This is a genomic window from Actinomadura kijaniata (assembly GCF_014138665.1).
Lineage (GTDB): Bacteria > Actinomycetota > Actinomycetes > Streptosporangiales > Streptosporangiaceae > Spirillospora > Spirillospora kijaniata.
Genome location: NZ_JACJIA010000004.1, coordinates 739,247 through 754,802, shown reverse-complemented (window position 1 = coordinate 754,802; position 15,556 = coordinate 739,247). Strand labels below are relative to the sequence as shown.

The 15,556-nt window shown below is 76.0% G+C and carries 9 protein-coding genes; 5 read left to right on the top strand and 4 right to left on the bottom strand.

Annotated features, from left to right (window positions below; all coding sequences use genetic code 11):
* Positions 1–1,769: HAMP domain-containing protein (locus tag HNR61_RS47925; protein ID WP_246443022.1), on the bottom strand; the 1,769-nt coding region annotated here is incomplete at its 3' end.
* 100 nt (positions 1,770–1,869) lie between these two features.
* Between HNR61_RS47925 and HNR61_RS49970 the strand changes: the two genes are divergently transcribed.
* The gene (locus HNR61_RS49970; RefSeq protein WP_182844542.1) at positions 1,870–3,963 is read left to right on the top strand and encodes a SpoIIE family protein phosphatase; all 2,094 of its coding nucleotides are present in this window, start codon (positions 1,870–1,872) and stop codon (positions 3,961–3,963) included.
* Positions 3,964–4,212: 249 nt separating this feature from the next.
* On the opposite strand, the gene HNR61_RS19505 is transcribed toward HNR61_RS49970, so the two are convergent.
* The 3 genes from HNR61_RS19505 to HNR61_RS19495 all read right to left on the bottom strand — a co-directional run bounded on the left by HNR61_RS19505 (position 4,213) and on the right by HNR61_RS19495 (position 9,535).
* Complete coding sequence (locus tag HNR61_RS19505; protein ID WP_182844541.1) at positions 4,213–5,259, bottom strand: AMP-binding protein; 1,047 nt, start codon at positions 5,257–5,259, stop codon at positions 4,213–4,215.
* Positions 5,260–5,324: 65 nt separating this feature from the next.
* On the bottom strand, positions 5,325–6,779 hold the full coding sequence (locus HNR61_RS19500) for an AMP-binding protein (protein WP_312897977.1): 1,455 nt from the start codon (positions 6,777–6,779) through the stop codon (positions 5,325–5,327).
* Positions 6,780–6,985: 206 nt separating this feature from the next.
* Positions 6,986–9,535, bottom strand: a complete 2,550-nt coding sequence (locus HNR61_RS19495; RefSeq protein ID WP_182844539.1) for a LuxR C-terminal-related transcriptional regulator — start codon at positions 9,533–9,535, stop codon at positions 6,986–6,988.
* A gap of 303 nt (positions 9,536–9,838) precedes the next feature.
* Here HNR61_RS19495 and HNR61_RS19490 point away from each other — a divergent pair, with 303 nt between their 5' ends.
* The 4 genes from HNR61_RS19490 (at position 9,839) to HNR61_RS19475 (ending at position 15,536) form a co-directional block, all read left to right on the top strand.
* Entirely contained in the window at positions 9,839–11,101 is a 1,263-nt protein-coding gene (locus HNR61_RS19490; protein ID WP_312897976.1) for a hypothetical protein, read from the top strand.
* Entirely contained in the window at positions 11,098–11,631 is a 534-nt protein-coding gene (locus tag HNR61_RS19485) for a hypothetical protein (protein WP_182844538.1), read from the top strand. The genes HNR61_RS19490 and HNR61_RS19485 overlap by 4 nt, the downstream gene beginning before the upstream one ends.
* Complete coding sequence (locus HNR61_RS19480) at positions 11,624–12,307, top strand: helix-turn-helix domain-containing protein (protein ID WP_182844537.1); 684 nt, start codon at positions 11,624–11,626, stop codon at positions 12,305–12,307. Before HNR61_RS19485 ends, HNR61_RS19480 begins: the two co-directional genes overlap by 8 nt.
* A 127-nt stretch (positions 12,308–12,434) precedes the next feature.
* A complete protein-coding gene (locus HNR61_RS19475; RefSeq protein ID WP_182844536.1) occupies positions 12,435–15,536 on the top strand; it encodes a coiled-coil domain-containing protein in 3,102 nt (1,033 codons plus the stop codon).
* Positions 15,537–15,556 lie beyond the last annotated feature (20 nt).

Below are 15,556 nucleotides of genomic sequence, written 5' to 3'. Positions count from 1 at the left end.
CGCACCTGCGACGTCAGGTTGTTGGCCATCGAGTTCACGTTGTCGGTCAGGTCCTTCCACACCCCCGACACACCCCGCACCTGCGCCTGACCGCCCAGCTCGCCCTCGGTGCCGACCTCCCGGGCGACGCGCGTCACCTCACCGGCGAACGCCGACAGCTGATCCACCATCGTGTTCAGCGTGTCCTTCAACTCAAGGATCTCCCCCTGAGCGTCCACCGTGATCTTCTTCGACAGATCCCCGTCCGCCACCGCCTTGGTGATCTGCGCGATGTTGCGCACCTGCGACGTCAGGTTGTTGGCCATCGAGTTCACGTTGTCGGTCAGGTCCTTCCACACCCCCGACACACCCCGCACCTGCGCCTGACCGCCGAGCCGCCCCTCGGTCCCCACCTCCCGGGCGACGCGCGTCACCTCACCGGCGAACGCCGACAGCTGATCCACCATCGTGTTCAGCGTGTCCTTCAACTCAAGGATCTCCCCCTGAGCGTCCACCGTGATCTTCTTCGACAGATCCCCGTCCGCCACCGCCTTGGTGATCTGCGCGATGTTGCGCACCTGGTTGGTCAGGTTGTTGGCCATGGCGTTGACGTTGTCGGTGAGGTCCTTCCACACCCCGGACGCGCCGGGGACCTCGGCGCGTCCGCCGAGGTTGCCCTCGGTGCCGACCTCGCGCGCCACGCGCGTCACCTCACCGGCGAACGCCGACAGCTGGTCCACCATCGTGTTCAGCGTGTCCTTGAGCTCCAGCAGCTCGCCCTTGACGTCAACGGTGATCTTCTGTGACAGGTCGCCCTTGGCGACGGCGGTGGCGACCTGGGCGATGTTGCGGACCTGGTAGGTCAGGTTGGACGCCATGACGTTCACCGACTCGGTGAGGTCCTTCCAGGTGCCGCTGACGCCCCGCACCTGCGCCTGGCCGCCGAGCCGCCCCTCGGTGCCCACCTCCCGGGCGACGCGCGTCACCTCGTCGGCGAACGCCGACAGCTGCTCGACCATCGTGTTGACGGTCAGCTTCAGCTCCAGCATCTCGCCGGTCGCCTCGACGGTGACCTTGCGGGTCAGGTTGCCGCGCGCCACGGCGGTGGTCACCACGGCGATGTCGCGGACCTGCGCGGTGAGCCGGTCGGCCATGTCGTTGACGGCCTCGGTCACCTGCGCCCAGGAGCCGGTCAGCCCGCGCACCTTGGAACGGCCGCCGAGCCGCCCCTCGGTGCCCAGCTCGCGGGCCACGCGGGTCACCTCGGAGGTGAACAGCGAGAGCTGGTCGATCATCCGGTTGGCGGCGGTGCCGGGCCGCCGCAGGTCGCCGTGGAGGGTGCGGTTGCCCGCCGTGAGGTCGGCGCGCTGCGACAGGTCCCCCGCGGCGACCGCCTCCAGCACCCGCGCGGTGTCCACCAGCGGCGTGGTGGTGAGGTCGAGCAGGGTGTTGGCCGCCTCCACCGTCACGGTCCAGCCGCCCTGGCCGGGGATGGCCGCCAGCCGTTCGTCCAGGCGCCCCTCCCGGGCGACCTGCCGGGCCACCCGGACCATCTCGTCGGCGACGTGCCGGTTGCGGTCCAGGATCTGGCCGAGCACCTCGCCGATCTCGGCGAGCGTCCCGGCGGGCGGCGCGGTGAACCGGGGCCGGAAATCCCCGTCGCGCATCGCCCGCAACGCCTCCAGCAACGCCCGCAGGCCCACCTCGGCGTCGTGGTCGGGCACGGGCCCGTCGGACGCGCCCCTTTCCTCGCCGTCGTCCGTTGCCCTGGTACGCACCGATGTGCTCATGGGAGGAAACCTTGCGACTCGGCGTATCGGAGGCCGTTCATTCTGTCACTATGACCAGAGGCCCGCCTCGCGATTCAGCAGGTTCCGCAGGGGAGACGTCGTGACCGTTTCGCGCAGGTCCTCAGCCGTCTTCTCACCTGAGAGCGCGGCCGTCCACGATGCCCGGGAGCTGGTGCGCACCGCCCTGGGCGGGTGGCCGGTGCCCTCGGACCGGGGCGAGGACGCGGTGTTGCTCGTCAGCGAGCTGGTCACCAACGCCATCGTGCACGCCGGCACCGAGATCGAGCTGGTCTGCGCGCTGGACGAGGACCGGCGGCGCGTCCGCGTCGAGGTGCGCGACCTGATGCCGTCGCGCCGGCTCGGCGACCCCGTCGTGGGGCGGCCCGCCGAGGACGGGTACCGGGGCCTGATGCTGACCCACTGGATCTCGGACGCCTGGGGCGTGTCGTACACCAGGACCGACAAGACGGTGTGGTTCGAGCTGGGTCTCACGGCCGGCGGCTCCTCCCCGGAGGAGCCCATGACGCTCCCCGAGGCGCGGGCGGCGGACCCGGCCGAGCCGGTGCCCGACGAGCAATTGATCGACCATGTGGTGCAGTGGCTCCGCGCCACCACCGACGCCGACGCGGCGTACGTGCTGCTGTCCGCCGCCGACGGCGGGCTGCGGGTGCGGGCCACCGCGCCGGCGGGCGGCGTTCCCGACACCGGGCCCGACTCCCCCCGGGCCGCCGCCGAACTCCTGGCCATGGCCGAGGAGGCGTGCCGTCACGCGGCGGCCGGGCCCGTCCGGGGCGGGGTGCTGACGGTGCCGCCCGGCGGGCGGCTGCGGTCGCTCGGGACGGTCCCGGTGTGGGCCGAGGGGGAACGCCTCGGCCTGGTCGCGGTCGCCGCCGAGCACGCCGGCCGGTTCGGCGCGCCCGACGTGACCCGGCTGCGGCACGCCGCCGCGTCGCTGGGGCCGGTGCTGGCGCGGGACCGGCTCCCCCGCGCCGACCACGGCTACCGCAACTGGCTCGGCTTCCTGACCGAGGCGAGCGACCTGCTGGCGGGGACCCTCGACGAGAAGCTGGTCCCGGCGCTCGGCGCCCAGCTGTTCGTGCCCCGGATCGCCGGGTGGTGCGCGTTCTACCTGGAGGACTCCCACGGCGCCGGCGAGCTCGCGCACGTGTGGCACGCCGACGAGCAGCGGATCGCGGCGCTGCGGCAGGCCCTCGCGGCGGCGTCGCCGCCGGTCCCGGACCGGGCCCGCACACCCCGGCCGTGGAACGGCCCGGGGCTGCTCGGCCCGGCCGCCCGGCAGGCGTGCGGACCGCTGGTCATGGAGTTCCCGCTGGTCAACCGGGAGCACCGGTTCGGGGCGGTGCTGCTCGGCGAGCCGGTGGACGGGGAGTTCCGGTCGGAGCTGGTGCGGCTGGCCGAGGACCTGTGCGAACGCGTCACGCGGACGCTGCTGACGGCGCGCCGTTACGGCGAGCAGGCGGCCACCAGCCGGATCCTGCAACGCAGCCTGCTGCCCGCGCAGCTGCCCGCGATCCCGGGACTGGACTACCACATCGTGTACGAGCCCGCCGGGGAGGGAGCCGAGGCGGGCGGCGACTTCTACGACCTGTTCCCCGCCGGTCCGGGCCGCTGGCGGTTCATGCTCGGCGACGTGTGCGGAACCGGGGCGGAGGCGGCGGCGGTCGCCGGGCTGGCCCGGCACACGCTGCGCGCGCTGAGCCGGGAGGACCTGGGCGTGGCGCGGGCGCTGGCCCGGCTCAACGACGCGATGATCGACGAGAGCGCGGCGCGGTTGCTGACGATCGTGCACGGCGAGCTGGAGCCGGGCCCGGCGGGGGTGCGGATGACGGTCACCTCGGCCGGGCACCCGCTGCCGCTGTGGCTGCGCCCCGGAGGCGAGGTCATCCCGATCGGGGCGCCGCAGGTGCTGCTGGGCGTGGTGCCCACCGAATACCAGCTGGACAGCGTGCTGCTGACGTCCGGCGACGTGGTGCTGCTGGTGACCGACGGGATCACCGAGCGCCGCGACGGAGGCCGCCTGCTGGACGACGGCGACGGGCTGTCGCGCGTGCTGGCCGGATGCGCGGGCCTCACCGCCCGCGCGGTGACGCTGCGGGTGATGTCGGCCGTACGCGACTTCGGCAAGGGAGCCCTCACCGACGACATGGCCGTCATCGCCCTGCGCGTGGAGTGACATCCCGGCACGGCACGCTTGGCGGGTGCGGCTCTCGGGGTACAGCGGTACCGCGGTCATCCGCGCCACCTCTCACAGGTACGCACGACTTCCGGGCCGGACGGTCCGGTCACCGGTGACCACAGCTCAGGCGCCGCGTGGCGGTCTCGTCACCCGCGGCCTCGCGAACGTGGCCTTCGGGCCTCGGCCGCCCACGCCGCGCCTCGCATGTGGTCCGGTCACCAGCGGCCACGCTCCGGGGGCGCGGGGTTACAGGAGGGCCACGGTCCAGCCGTGGGGGGACTCGCAGGCGCGGACGACCTCCGGGTCGGGGGAACCGGTCACCAGCAGTCGTACGCCGGGTGCCGGTGCGGTGTCGCGCGGCAGGGTCAGCGCCCGGAGCTTGGCGGGGGTGATGACCGCGTGGGTGGCGCGGTGGCGGCCGATCGCCTCCAGCAGCGCGTCCGTTCGGGGGTCGGGCACGCCGACCAGCGTCGCGCCCTCGGTCAGGCACAGGTCCAGCAGGCCGACGAGGGTGGGGGTGGAGCAGTCGTCGGCGGCGCACACCAGCACGCCGCCGGCGTCCAGTGCGGCGACGCCGCGCAGCCGGCGCAGGTCGGCCAGCCGTTCGGCGTGGGTGATCTCCTCGGGGGGCGCGCACAGGCGCAACGCCGGTTCGCGCAGCGGGTCGACGGCCAGATCGCACGCCGTGCCGCCCGGTCCGGCGGGGACCCTCTCCGGGCCGCGGGCGGATTCGGTAGGGGTGGCGTGCGGTGAGGGTGGCCTGCCCGGAACGGCTGCGGGCCCGGCAGGGGCGGTGACGGGACCGCCCGCCGTTCCGGAGTCGACCAGCCGCGCGAACGGCGTCGCGTCCGGCACGTCGCCGAAGGCGAACACCTGCCGGACGTAGGAGCGCTCGGTCGCGGCGAGCGAGGCGGCGGCGGTGCCGCCGTCGGTGAACAGGAAGCGGGCCCCCGACTCGATCATCATGGCGGCGAGCTCGCCGACCGTCGCGGCGCGCGGCAGCGGCGCGGGGACGGCCCCGGCCGCGGTGACGGCGTGCACCGCCAAGGCCAGGTCGCAGACGCCGCCGAGGTGGATCGCGGTGACGTCGCCGCAGCGCAGCCCGTGGCGGCGCAGCCCGGCCGCGGCGGCGGGCACGAGGGAGGCGAAGCGGGCCAGGCCGAGGCGCTGTCCCGGATCGACGAGGGCGGGCCGGTCCCCTCCGCGCGCGACGTTTCCCCAGGCCGCGTCGATGACCGACCGGGTGACGGTGCTCTCGGACGGAACCGGCCGCGCGTGCTCTCCCTCGAACATGCGGCGAACGCTACGCCGCGCGTTCCCCGCCCCACATCCGCAGATGTGTGTAGGCGAATGTGTAATCACGGGGCGAGACCTGCGCGTTCCAGCAGGGCACGGCGCTGCACGCGGCCGGTGGGGGTGCGCGGGATCAGGTCGGTGGGGTGCACGGCCAGCACGCGCCGGTAGGGCGGGAGGTGGGCGTTGACGTAGGCGAGCAGGTCCGCGGCGGACACCGGCTCGGCCAGCACCGCGAACGCGTGCGGGGCCAGCCCGAGTTCGGGGTCGGGCACCGGGACGACGGCGACGTCGCGGACGGCGGGGTGGGCGGCCAGCACCGTCTCGGGCTCGGCGGGCGGCTCGGGGCGGCCTCCGCCGATGCGGCCGAGGATGTAGACCCGGCCGTGCTCGTCGACGAACGCCGCGTCGCCGGTCGGCAGCCAGCGTTCCCCGGTGACGAGCCGGACGCGCAGCTCGCCGGGCTGGTAGGCGGGCTGCCGGGTGCCGGTGGCCGGGTCCAGGACGCGCCAGGCGACGCCGGGCAGGCCCCGGCCGACCGAGTCGAGGGTGCCCTCCTCGGCGGCCCGCAGGTTGAGATGGGTGATCCCGGCGGCCTCGGCCAGGCCGTAGGCCTGCCGCACCGGGCAGCCGAGCCGGGCGGCGCAGGCGCGGGCGATCTCGGCGCTCAGCGGCCCGCCGGTGCTGACCACCGTGCGCAGCGAGCGCAGCCGGTAGCGGGTCACGGCGCGGTCGTAGGCGAGGGTCTCCACCAGCTCGGGCGGCAGCAGCGCGACGGTGACGCGGTGCTCCTGGAGCACCCGCAGCAGGTCGTGGCGGCCCGCGCCGGGCCGGGCGACCACGGTCGCGCCCAGGCGCAGCGCGGGGTTGAGGACGCCGTTGAGACCGAGGACGTCGGCGAACGGCACGGCGGTCAGCACCGTGTCGGACGCGCCGATCATCCCGCCCTCGGCGACGCGCAGCATCCCGGCGACGACCTCGGCGTGGGTGAGGCGGACCGCGCGCGGCGGGCCGGAGTGGCCGGAGGTGGCGGCCAGCAGCGCGACGGTGCCGCCGGGGTCGACGGGCACGTCGGGCGCGGGCTCGCCGGTCAGCAGCGACGCGAACGGCTCGACGTCGGGTTCGTCGCCGAAGCAGTAGAGGCGCTCGACGCCGGGGGCGGACTTCACGGCCTCCTGGGCGATGTCGAGCAGCACCGGCCAGGTGAGCAGCACGCGGGCGCCGGTCGCGTCCAGCAGGCGGGCCAGTTCGGCGGCCGGGGCGGTGACGCGGACCGGGAACGCGATCGCGCCCGCCGCGATGACGGCGTGCAGGGCGACGGCGAACTCGGGGGTGTCGGGCAGGTGGAGCGCCACGACGGTGCCGGGCCCGATGCCCGCGCGGACCAGCCCGGCGGCGGCCGACCCGACGGCGGCGGCCAGCTCCGCGTGGGACGGCCCCCGGCCGGACGTGGCGTCCACCACGGCCAGCCGGCCCCCTCGTGCGGATTCGCCGGCCGTTCCGAAGACCGCCTGCGACACGGTGCTCCGGTGGAGAGCGGCGTGGGAGAACGTCGCGGCCGTGAATCCCGGATCTCCGGGAGCGGATCCAGCACCGGACGAACTCATGACCCGACGCTAGGGCCGCGCCCTCCCCGGTACATGAGCCGGAGTATGCAGATGGCGTCGTATTCGGCGGGCGGACCATGTGTAGGAGGTGCGTACACACCCCACCATTGGTCCACTCGTCAGTCCTCTCGTTCGCCGTTGGCGTGGTCCACCGCCCACGCCGCGACCTGCGCGCGGGAGGCGAAGCCGAGCTTGGTGAGGATGTTGGTGACGTGGCGGGCGACGGTGGCGGGGCTGATGACCAGTTCCTCGGCGATGCCGCGGTTGCTGAGGCCGCGCGCGACCAGGGCGACGATCTCGCGTTCGCGGGCGGTGAGGGTGCTGGGCGGGGTGACCGGTTCGGCGGGGCTCGGCGGGGCGGGGGCCGGGACGGGCGCGGCCAGCGGCATGGACGGCATGGACGGCTCGGAAGGCGTGGACGGCTCGGACGGCTCGGGTCCGGCGGGGGCCGAGCCGCTGAGCGCGTAGGCGATGGCGTCGTCGACGGGGGTGACGCGGCCCTGCCCCCAGAGCTGGGCGACCAGGGGTTCGCCGAGCTTGCGGCGGATCGGCTCCAGGACGCGTTCCAGGCGGGCGCCGGTGCCGGGGCTGCGGCCCTCGCGGGCGCCGCCGGTCCCGGTCCGCGCCCCCTCGGCGGCCCCGGCCAGCAGCACCGCGCCGCGCAGGTCGCCCTCGCAGGCCAGCAGTTCGGCGAAGGCCGCCAGCGTCCGCGCGGCGTCCAGCCGGATGCCGGTGGCGCGGCTCAGCTCCAGGCTCTCGGTGAGCGACCCGCGCGCCGCCGCCGCCTCGCCCCGGTCCAGCGCGATCCGTCCGATCCCGGCCAGGGCGCGCGCCAGTTCGGGGCGGGCGCCGACCTCGGCGAGCGCGGGCAGCGCGGCGTCGAACCGGTCGCGCGCGGCGGCCAGGTCGCCGCGCAGCGCCGCCAGCCGTCCCAGGCCGATCAGGGCGTGCGCCGCGCCCCACCGGTGGTCGATGTCGCGCATGACCCGCAGCGCCGACTCCAGCAGCTCCCCGGCGTCGCGCAGCCGCCCCTCGCGCAGCCGCAGGTGGCCGCGCGTCGACCGGCCGTAGCCGCGGTTCCACTCCTGGCCGGGCCCGGCCGACAGCGCCTCGGCCTCGTCGAGGCGGGCGTCGGCCTCGTCGAAGCGGCCCGTGGCGGTGGCGGCCTCGGCGAGGGTGATCAGCGCGGCGGCGGTCATGAAGTCGTCGCCCGACTCGCGGCACGGCTCCAGCGCGGCGGCGGCGTGCGCGGCGGCGCGGGGGAAGTCGCGGGACCCGGCGGCCAGCTGGGCGCGCGCCGCCAGCGCGGGCCCCCGCACGAACGCCGGGAGCCGGGCGCCGTCCTCGGCGAGGCGGTCCAGGAACCGGTCGGTCCAGGCGGCCCACTCGGCGGACCGGCCGCGCACGATCCAGTAGGAGCGCAGCGCGGTGCAGATCCGCAGGCCCTCCTCCAGGTCGCCGCGCTCCAGCGACCAGCCGAGCGCGGCGCGCACGTTGCCCAGCTCGGCGTCGTAGAGGCGGAACAGCGCGGCGCGTTCGGCCCAGGTGGCGGGGATCTCGGCGAGGGCGGCCTCGGCGTGCCGCTCGGCGGCCTCCAGGATCGCGTCCCGGTGCCGGGTGCGGGTGGACTCGGTCTCCCCGGCGGCGTCCAGGCGTTCGGCGGCGTACTGGCGGATGCTGTCCAGCAGCCGGAACCGCGTCGCGCCGGCGACCTCGTCGCCGACGGTGACCAGCGACTTGTCCACCAGCGCGGTGAGCAGGTCCAGCAGCACCTCGGGCGGCAGGTCGCCGCCGGGGTCCTCGTCGACGCAGACCAGCTCGGCCTGGGCGAGGGTCCAGCCGGAGAACACCGACAGGCGGCGCAGCAGGACCCGTTCGGCCGGGCCGAGCAGCTCGTGGCTCCAGTCGATGGCGGCGCGCAGCGTGCGCTGGCGCGGCGGCGCGTTGCGGTCGGCGGCGCTCAGCAGCCGGAACCGGTCGCCGAGACGCTGGGCGATCTGCTCGACCGACAGCACCCGGACGCGCGCGGCGGCCAGCTCCAGGGCCAGCGGAACGCCGTCCAGGGCGCGGCTGACCTCCGACACCGCGCCGGTCGCGGTGAAGTCGGGCCGCACCGCGCGGGCGCGGTCGACGAACAGCCGCACCGCGTCGGCGGGCTCCAGCGGCGGCACCCGCCAGACGGTCTCGCCGGTGACCCGCAGCGGTTCGCGGCTGGTCGCCAGCACCGCCAGGCCGGGGCAGTCGCGCAGCAGCGCCTCCACCAGCGCGGCGCAGTCGGGCACCAGGTGCTCGCAGTTGTCCAGGACCAGCAGCGCGGGACGGGAGCCGATCGCGTCGGCCAGGACCTCGGCGGGCGGGCGGTCCCCGCCCGCGGGCGCGTCGGCGACCCCGAGCACCGCCGCCACGCGCCGCGCCACCGGGTGCGGCGGGCCGTCGACCGCCACGTCCGACAGGTCGGCGAACCACACCCGGCCCGGCCGCGCCTCCAGCAGCGACCGCGCGACCCGCACCGCCAGCCGGGTCTTGCCGATCCCGCCCGCGCCGCACAGCGTCACCGCGCGCAGCGACTCCAGCAGCCGCCGCAGATCCGCCACGTCCCGGTCCCGGCCGACGAAGGTGTCGGTCTCGGCGGGCAGCCGGGGGTCGGCGTCGGGGTGCAACGATGTCATGAGCCCACAGCGGTCGGTGATCGGCCACGCCCCGCGCGACGGCCGTTTCCCGGAAGTCTGACATCGTCACGGGCGTGGTGTCCCGGTTTCCGGGGGACGGATATCTTCCCGCTCTTTACCTCTCGCCCGGCGGAGGCGTCACCGTCCGTCACCACGGCCCCCGCACCGGCCGGGACCGTCTTCCGGGCCTGACCCGGGGCCTGACTCCGGACCTGACCGCGGGACGGGTCCCGGGTGTGCCTGGACACGCCGCGCGGAGGTCGATTCCCGTATTGTCGGTGCGAGGACGTACCGTAGTGCGCCGTGTCCCCCACCTCTGAGACCGTCGTGACCGCCGCCGACGACGCCCCCAGCCTCGACGACGCGCTGGTGGGCGAAGCCGTGCTCGGCGTGTACCGGCAGATGTTCGCGGCGCTGGCCCGCGACAGCGGGGCCGTGGTGGACGACCCGGAGCTGGTGGACGTGGCCGAGACGCTGCTGGCGGCGTTCGCCGACGCGGGCGAGGAGGGGCTGACCCGCGAGCAGATGCGGTACGTGTGCCGCCGCTACCCGGCCGAGGTCTTCGACAACCGGCTGCGCGTGCTCAAGGGCCTGGGCGCGGTCCGCGAGGTGTTCCCCAAGCCGAACCAGCTGCGGTACCGGGCGTCGTTCACCAGCGTGGTCGGGCTGATGTTCGTCCGGCGGATGATGCTGGACGGCGGGCAGAGCGAGATGCACCGGCTGCTGGCGCTGGAGCAGCTCAACGTCGCCGACCCCCGGATGACCGCCGAGCAGGCCCGCGACGGCGCCGAGGGGCTGGCGCGGGCGTTCCGGCTGTGGAGCGTGGAGCTGATCACCCTCACCAACGGCACCATCGAGGAGCTGCGCGAGCAGGCCCCCAAGCTGTGGGGCACCGAGGAGATCCTGCGGCGCGCCGAACGCCTGCACGGCGCGATCCTGCGGCGCTGGCCCGAGCTGGACCGCACCTGCACCGACCTGCGCGCCGCGATCTACGCCTACGGGGACGCCTCGCGGCGGGCGGCGGCGCGGCTGTCGGACTCGGCGGGCACCACGCGGAACCTGACGCTGCTGCCGCCCGAGACGTGGCGGACGTTCGCGCGCACCGCGTCGCGCGAGGAGCTGGCGGCGGTGCTGGACGGGTTCGTGTTCGACGCGCCCGCGCCCTGGCACGAGCCGTCGGCGGTGGTGACGGCGGTGGAGGACGGGCCGCGCGCCACGCCCCCGCGCCCCGCGCCGCCCCGCCCCTCGACGCCCGACCCCGGGCTGTCCGGCGACACCGGCTCCGACGCCACCGCCGTGGACCGCCTGCGCGCCGTCGCCGAGCAGGTGCTGCGCGGCCGGGACCGGGTCGCGGTGGAGGACGTCCTCGACCAGGACTGGCCCGCCGCGCGGCGGGTGCTGGCAGATCTCCAGTCGGCCCATCTGCATCCCGGGCTGCCCTACCGGCTGACCTGGTCGGACGGGCTGGCGGTCCGGCCGGGGGGCTCCCCCACCTGGGTCTCCCCCGGCGTCTTCGAGCGGACGCCGCCGAGCGGGCCGCGGGCGAACGGGGGCACCGCGCCGTGACCGTTGATCCGCACGTGCTCGCGCGGGCGCGGGCACGGGTGCTCGGCGTCGTGTCGGCCGACGCGTCCGCGCCCGTCCCGTCGGGGCTGACCGGCGCGTCGGACGGGACCCGCGTGTGGCTGCTGCCGCAGTGGCCCGACGGGGCGACCCCGGCGCTGCTGGAGGAGTACGACACCGCGCCGATGCCGCTGGACCGGCCCGGCCAGCAGCGCCGGGTGCTGGCGGCCGCGCTGCGCTGCTGCTGGACCAACCTGGACGACGCGCCCTGGCCCGGCGGCGAGGCGCCGGTCATCGACGTGCTGGAGGTGTACGCCGGGATGTCGCGCGGCGGCGCCGACCTGGCGCGCCGCTGGGCGACCGGCGAGCTGCGGCGGCTGTCGGACACCGGCTGGCTGCTGCTGGACGAGACGGCGGGCACGGTGCGGCCCGGTCCGCGCGTGGCGCTGTGGCGCGAGGAGTCGCTGGCGTCGCTGCGCGACCTGCTGCGGCGCCTGCCGCAGCCGGTGCGGGAGGACGCCCCGCATGAGTGAGCTGTTCGAGCCGTTGCTGCGGTCCTACGACGAGAAGCGGCGGTCGGAGCTGGTGGCCGCGTACCTGGCGGTCGAGCACGCCGCCGAGCCGGTGCCGGAGGTGCGGTTCCCGGCGCTGCGCGAGCCCGCGCTGCGGCGCACGCTGGAGGCGATGCTCGGGCTGTCGGGGCGGACGCTGGTCCGGCCCGCGCCCAAGACGTGGATCTCCGGGTACCGCGACGACGTCGCCGCCGCGCTGGCCGCCGACCCCGCCTGCGTGCCGCCGGTGGAGGAGCGCGCCGTGCTGGCGCTGGTGCTGATCCACTCGGTGGCGATCCCGCGCGCGACGGGCCTGCTGGCGGAGGACTCCTGGCAGTCGCCCTACCCGACGCCGCTGGAGGAGCTGCGGCGCCGGTCCCAGCTTCCGGTCGGCGAGCTGGAGGCGGCGCTGCGGCGGCTGCGCGCCGCCGGGCTGGTGGCGCAGGTCCGCGCCGACGGCGAGGAGACCGGCGGGTACGTGCCCGGCCCGCAGTTCCACCGGCTGACCGACGCGGCGCGCCGCCGCCTCCAGGAGGAGCTGATCCTGGCGGCCGGGCCGGACTCGCCGCTGGCCGCCGCGATCCGCGCCCGCCGCCGCAACCGCGTCCACGACCCGCAGGCCCACGACACCGTCCACGCACAGGGGGAGACCCGATGACCGTGCCCATCGCCGCGCCTCCGCGCGGCGGGTCATGGCGCTGGGACTCCAGGTCCTCCCTCGTCGCTTACAAGATCGCTCGCAAGCTCCCGATCTTGACGCTCCGCAGTCCAGACCAGGAGGCACCATGACCGCCGTCCTCGACCCGCTGCTGCCCGGCCCGGCGGCCCGTCCCGGCGCCGACGCCGAGAACGTGGTCGGCGCCCGGACGCTGGTGGCCGTGCAGGCGGTCAACATCTCCCGGCTGTCGACGCACCCGGTGCCGACCGTGCCCGGCACGCTGATCGTGGTGGCCGGGCAGGGCCCCAAGGACTCCAACGGCGCGGGCAAGTCGTCGTTCATCGCCGCGATCACGGCGCTGCTGGGCGACGAGCAGTGGCGGTTCGCCTCCGGCGCGCGGGCGGTGGCCGAGCTGCTGTTCAACGCCGAGCTCGCCGCGTCCGGCGACGCCCAGTGGGCCAGCGCCGACCACGGCTACATCGTCGGCGTGTTCGACTACTCCGAGGAGAACGAGCGGCCCGAGGGCGAGGGCGCCGTCACGGTGTGGCTGCGGGTCAACGTGGACGCCCCGCACCTGGAGATCCGCTGGCGGCCCGGCGTGCACCTGGCGGCGGCCCCCTCGGAGGCCGAGCGCGTCACGGTCGCCGACGCGGTGTGGGCGAGCCTGCCGCGCAGCGCCGGACGCCGCGACTTCGTCGCCAAGGACCTGTCACGGGTGCTGTACGGCGGGCAGGTGCGGTGCGTGTCGTTCCTGTCCACCTCGGTGCGGTCCAAGGTCGCCACCAACCTGCTGTCCCAGCCGCTCAACGAGATCAGCCCCGAGCGCATCTTCAGCGCCATCGCCGCGCTCACCGGGCTGGACCGGGAGCTGGAGGCCGAGCGCAAGTCCCGCGCCGAGGAGCACCGGGAACGCGCCAAGGCCGCCGAGGCCTCCGAGCGCCTGGCCGAGTGGGAGCGCGAGGCCGCGACGCTGCTGAGGACGTTCGACCGCCGCGACCGGGCCCGCGAGGAGGTCGCCGCCGCGGTGCGGTACTGGCGGACCCGGCAGGCGCGGCTGCTGGTGGACGCGGTCGCGGCCGACGCCGCGCACGCCGCCGAGCAGGAGCGCCTGCGCGAGCAGGCCGAGGACGCCGCCACGGCGGTCCGCGCGGCCGACCGTGAGATCGAGCAGCTCACCGGCGGCGCGCTGGACGCGCGGCTGGGCGAGGCCGCCGCCGCGCTGGCCGACCTGAAGGGGCGGGCCGACCAGCTCGGCGCGGACAAGGCCGTGGCCCGCAACCGCATGGAGGAGCTGCGCCGCCGGGTGTCGGCGCTGGAGGAGCGGTGCCGCGAGGCCGACGGCCGCGACGTCGCCGCCGCGCGGCGCGAGCTGGCCGAGGCCGAGGCGCGGCGCGACGAGGCGCAGCAGGAGTTCGGCATGGCGCGCGGCGCGGTCGCGCGGGCCGAGCGCGCCCTCGCCGAGGCCGAGGCCGGGGAGAGCAGCGCGCCCACCCAGTTGCGCGCCCTGGCGAAGGCGGGGGTCGCGGCGGTCGGGCTGCTGGACGCGGTCGAGCTGGCCGAGGGCGTCCGGGACCGGTGGGAGACGGCGCTGTGGCCCTACCGGAAGGCCGTGGTGGTCGCCCGCGCCGACCTGGACGCCGCGACCGCCGCGCTGGCCGGGCTGCCCGGCTCGATGGTCGTCCCGGCCGACGGCGCCCTGGACCCCGAGGGCCCGCCGCGGGAGGGGCTGCCCGAGGGCGTGCGCTGCGCGCTGCCGCTCACGCGTTTCTTCGCGGTGCTGGAGGAGGACCGCGCCGGCGTGGTGATCGTCGGCGGGTTCCCCGAGGCGACCACCGGGCGGGACGCGCGCGTGCGGGCGGCGCGGGACGCGCTGGAGGCGGCGCGGGAGACCCTGGAGGCCGCGCGGCGGCGCACCTCCGACGCCGCCGCCGACGTCGCGCTGGCGGGCCGCCGCCTGGCCGGGGCGCAGGCCGCCGACGAGCTGGCCGACGTCCGCGAGCGGATGACCGGGATCCGCGAGGAGCTCGCCGAGCTCGCGGCGGGCGAGGCGAAGCTCGGCCCGCGTCTCGGCGCGGCCGAGCAGGCGCTGCGGCGGCTCCAGGCCAAGGCCGACACCCGCGCGCTGGAGATCGACCGGCTGCGGGGCCGCCGCGAGGCGTCCGAGCGCGAACGCGCCCGCATCCGCGCCAAGGCCGACGAGCTGGCCGGGCTGCGCGCCGGGCTCGGCATCGAGGAACTGGAGCGGGAGTGGGGCGGCTCCCGCGAGGCCGCCGCCGAGTGGCTGGACGCCCTGACCGCCGACGAGCGCACCTGGACGCCCGACGAGTGGTGGCACAGCGCCGACCGGCACCTGTCGGAGGCGCTGCGCCGCGTGTTCCCCGGCGGCGTCGACGACGAGGACATGCCCGAGGAGATGCGTTTCCTGCTGCGCGAGCGGGCCGACGGCGAGGGCCGCCGCACCGAGCGCGAGCAGTCCACCTTCCCCGGCCTGGTGAAGTCGTTGCGGACCTACCTGCGGCAGCAGGAGGACTACGAACGCCACCAGCGCCGCCAGATCGAGGTGCAGGTGTCGGGCCGCCGCGCCGACCTGGACAAGGCGCAGCGGGGCGCCGAGGAGGCGGCGGGCGCGGCCGAGGCGCACCGCAGCGCGCTGACCGCCGCGATCCGCGCGCGGCTCCAGCGGGTGGCCGAGGAGTTCGAGAAGCTGGACCTGGAGTACGGCGGGTACGGCGCGACGCTGGAGTTCCCGACGCCCGAGCCGCCCGGCGACCCCGAGCAGGAGTGGCGCTGGCGCGTCACCCCCAAGTGGCGGCGCAGCGACGGGCAGCGGTACGTCCCCTACAACCGCCGCGCCAACACCGCGCTCATGGACGAGAAGGCGGTCAAGCTGGTGTGCGCCGCCGCCCTGGCGTCCTCCGGCGGCGGGCGGCTGGTGCTGGTCCTGGACGAGCTGGGCCGCAACCTGGGCAAGGAGCACCGCAAGGAGGCCGTGGCGCTGTTCCGTAAGATCGGGGAGACGCACGGGATCACGGTGATCGGCGCGTTGCAGGACGACATGGAGCCCTACGCCATCGACGCCTGCGGCCAGTACGTCAAGCTGCGCCGCTCCTCCGACACGATGCCCTACAACGAGCCCCCGGTCGTGGTCGGCTACGACGAGCACGAGCCCCGCGTCCGCGCGCTGGCCGCGCAGGTCACCGCCGCGCGCCCGGGGCCCGGGGCCGAGTGACCCTTATTCTTGAGTTTTCA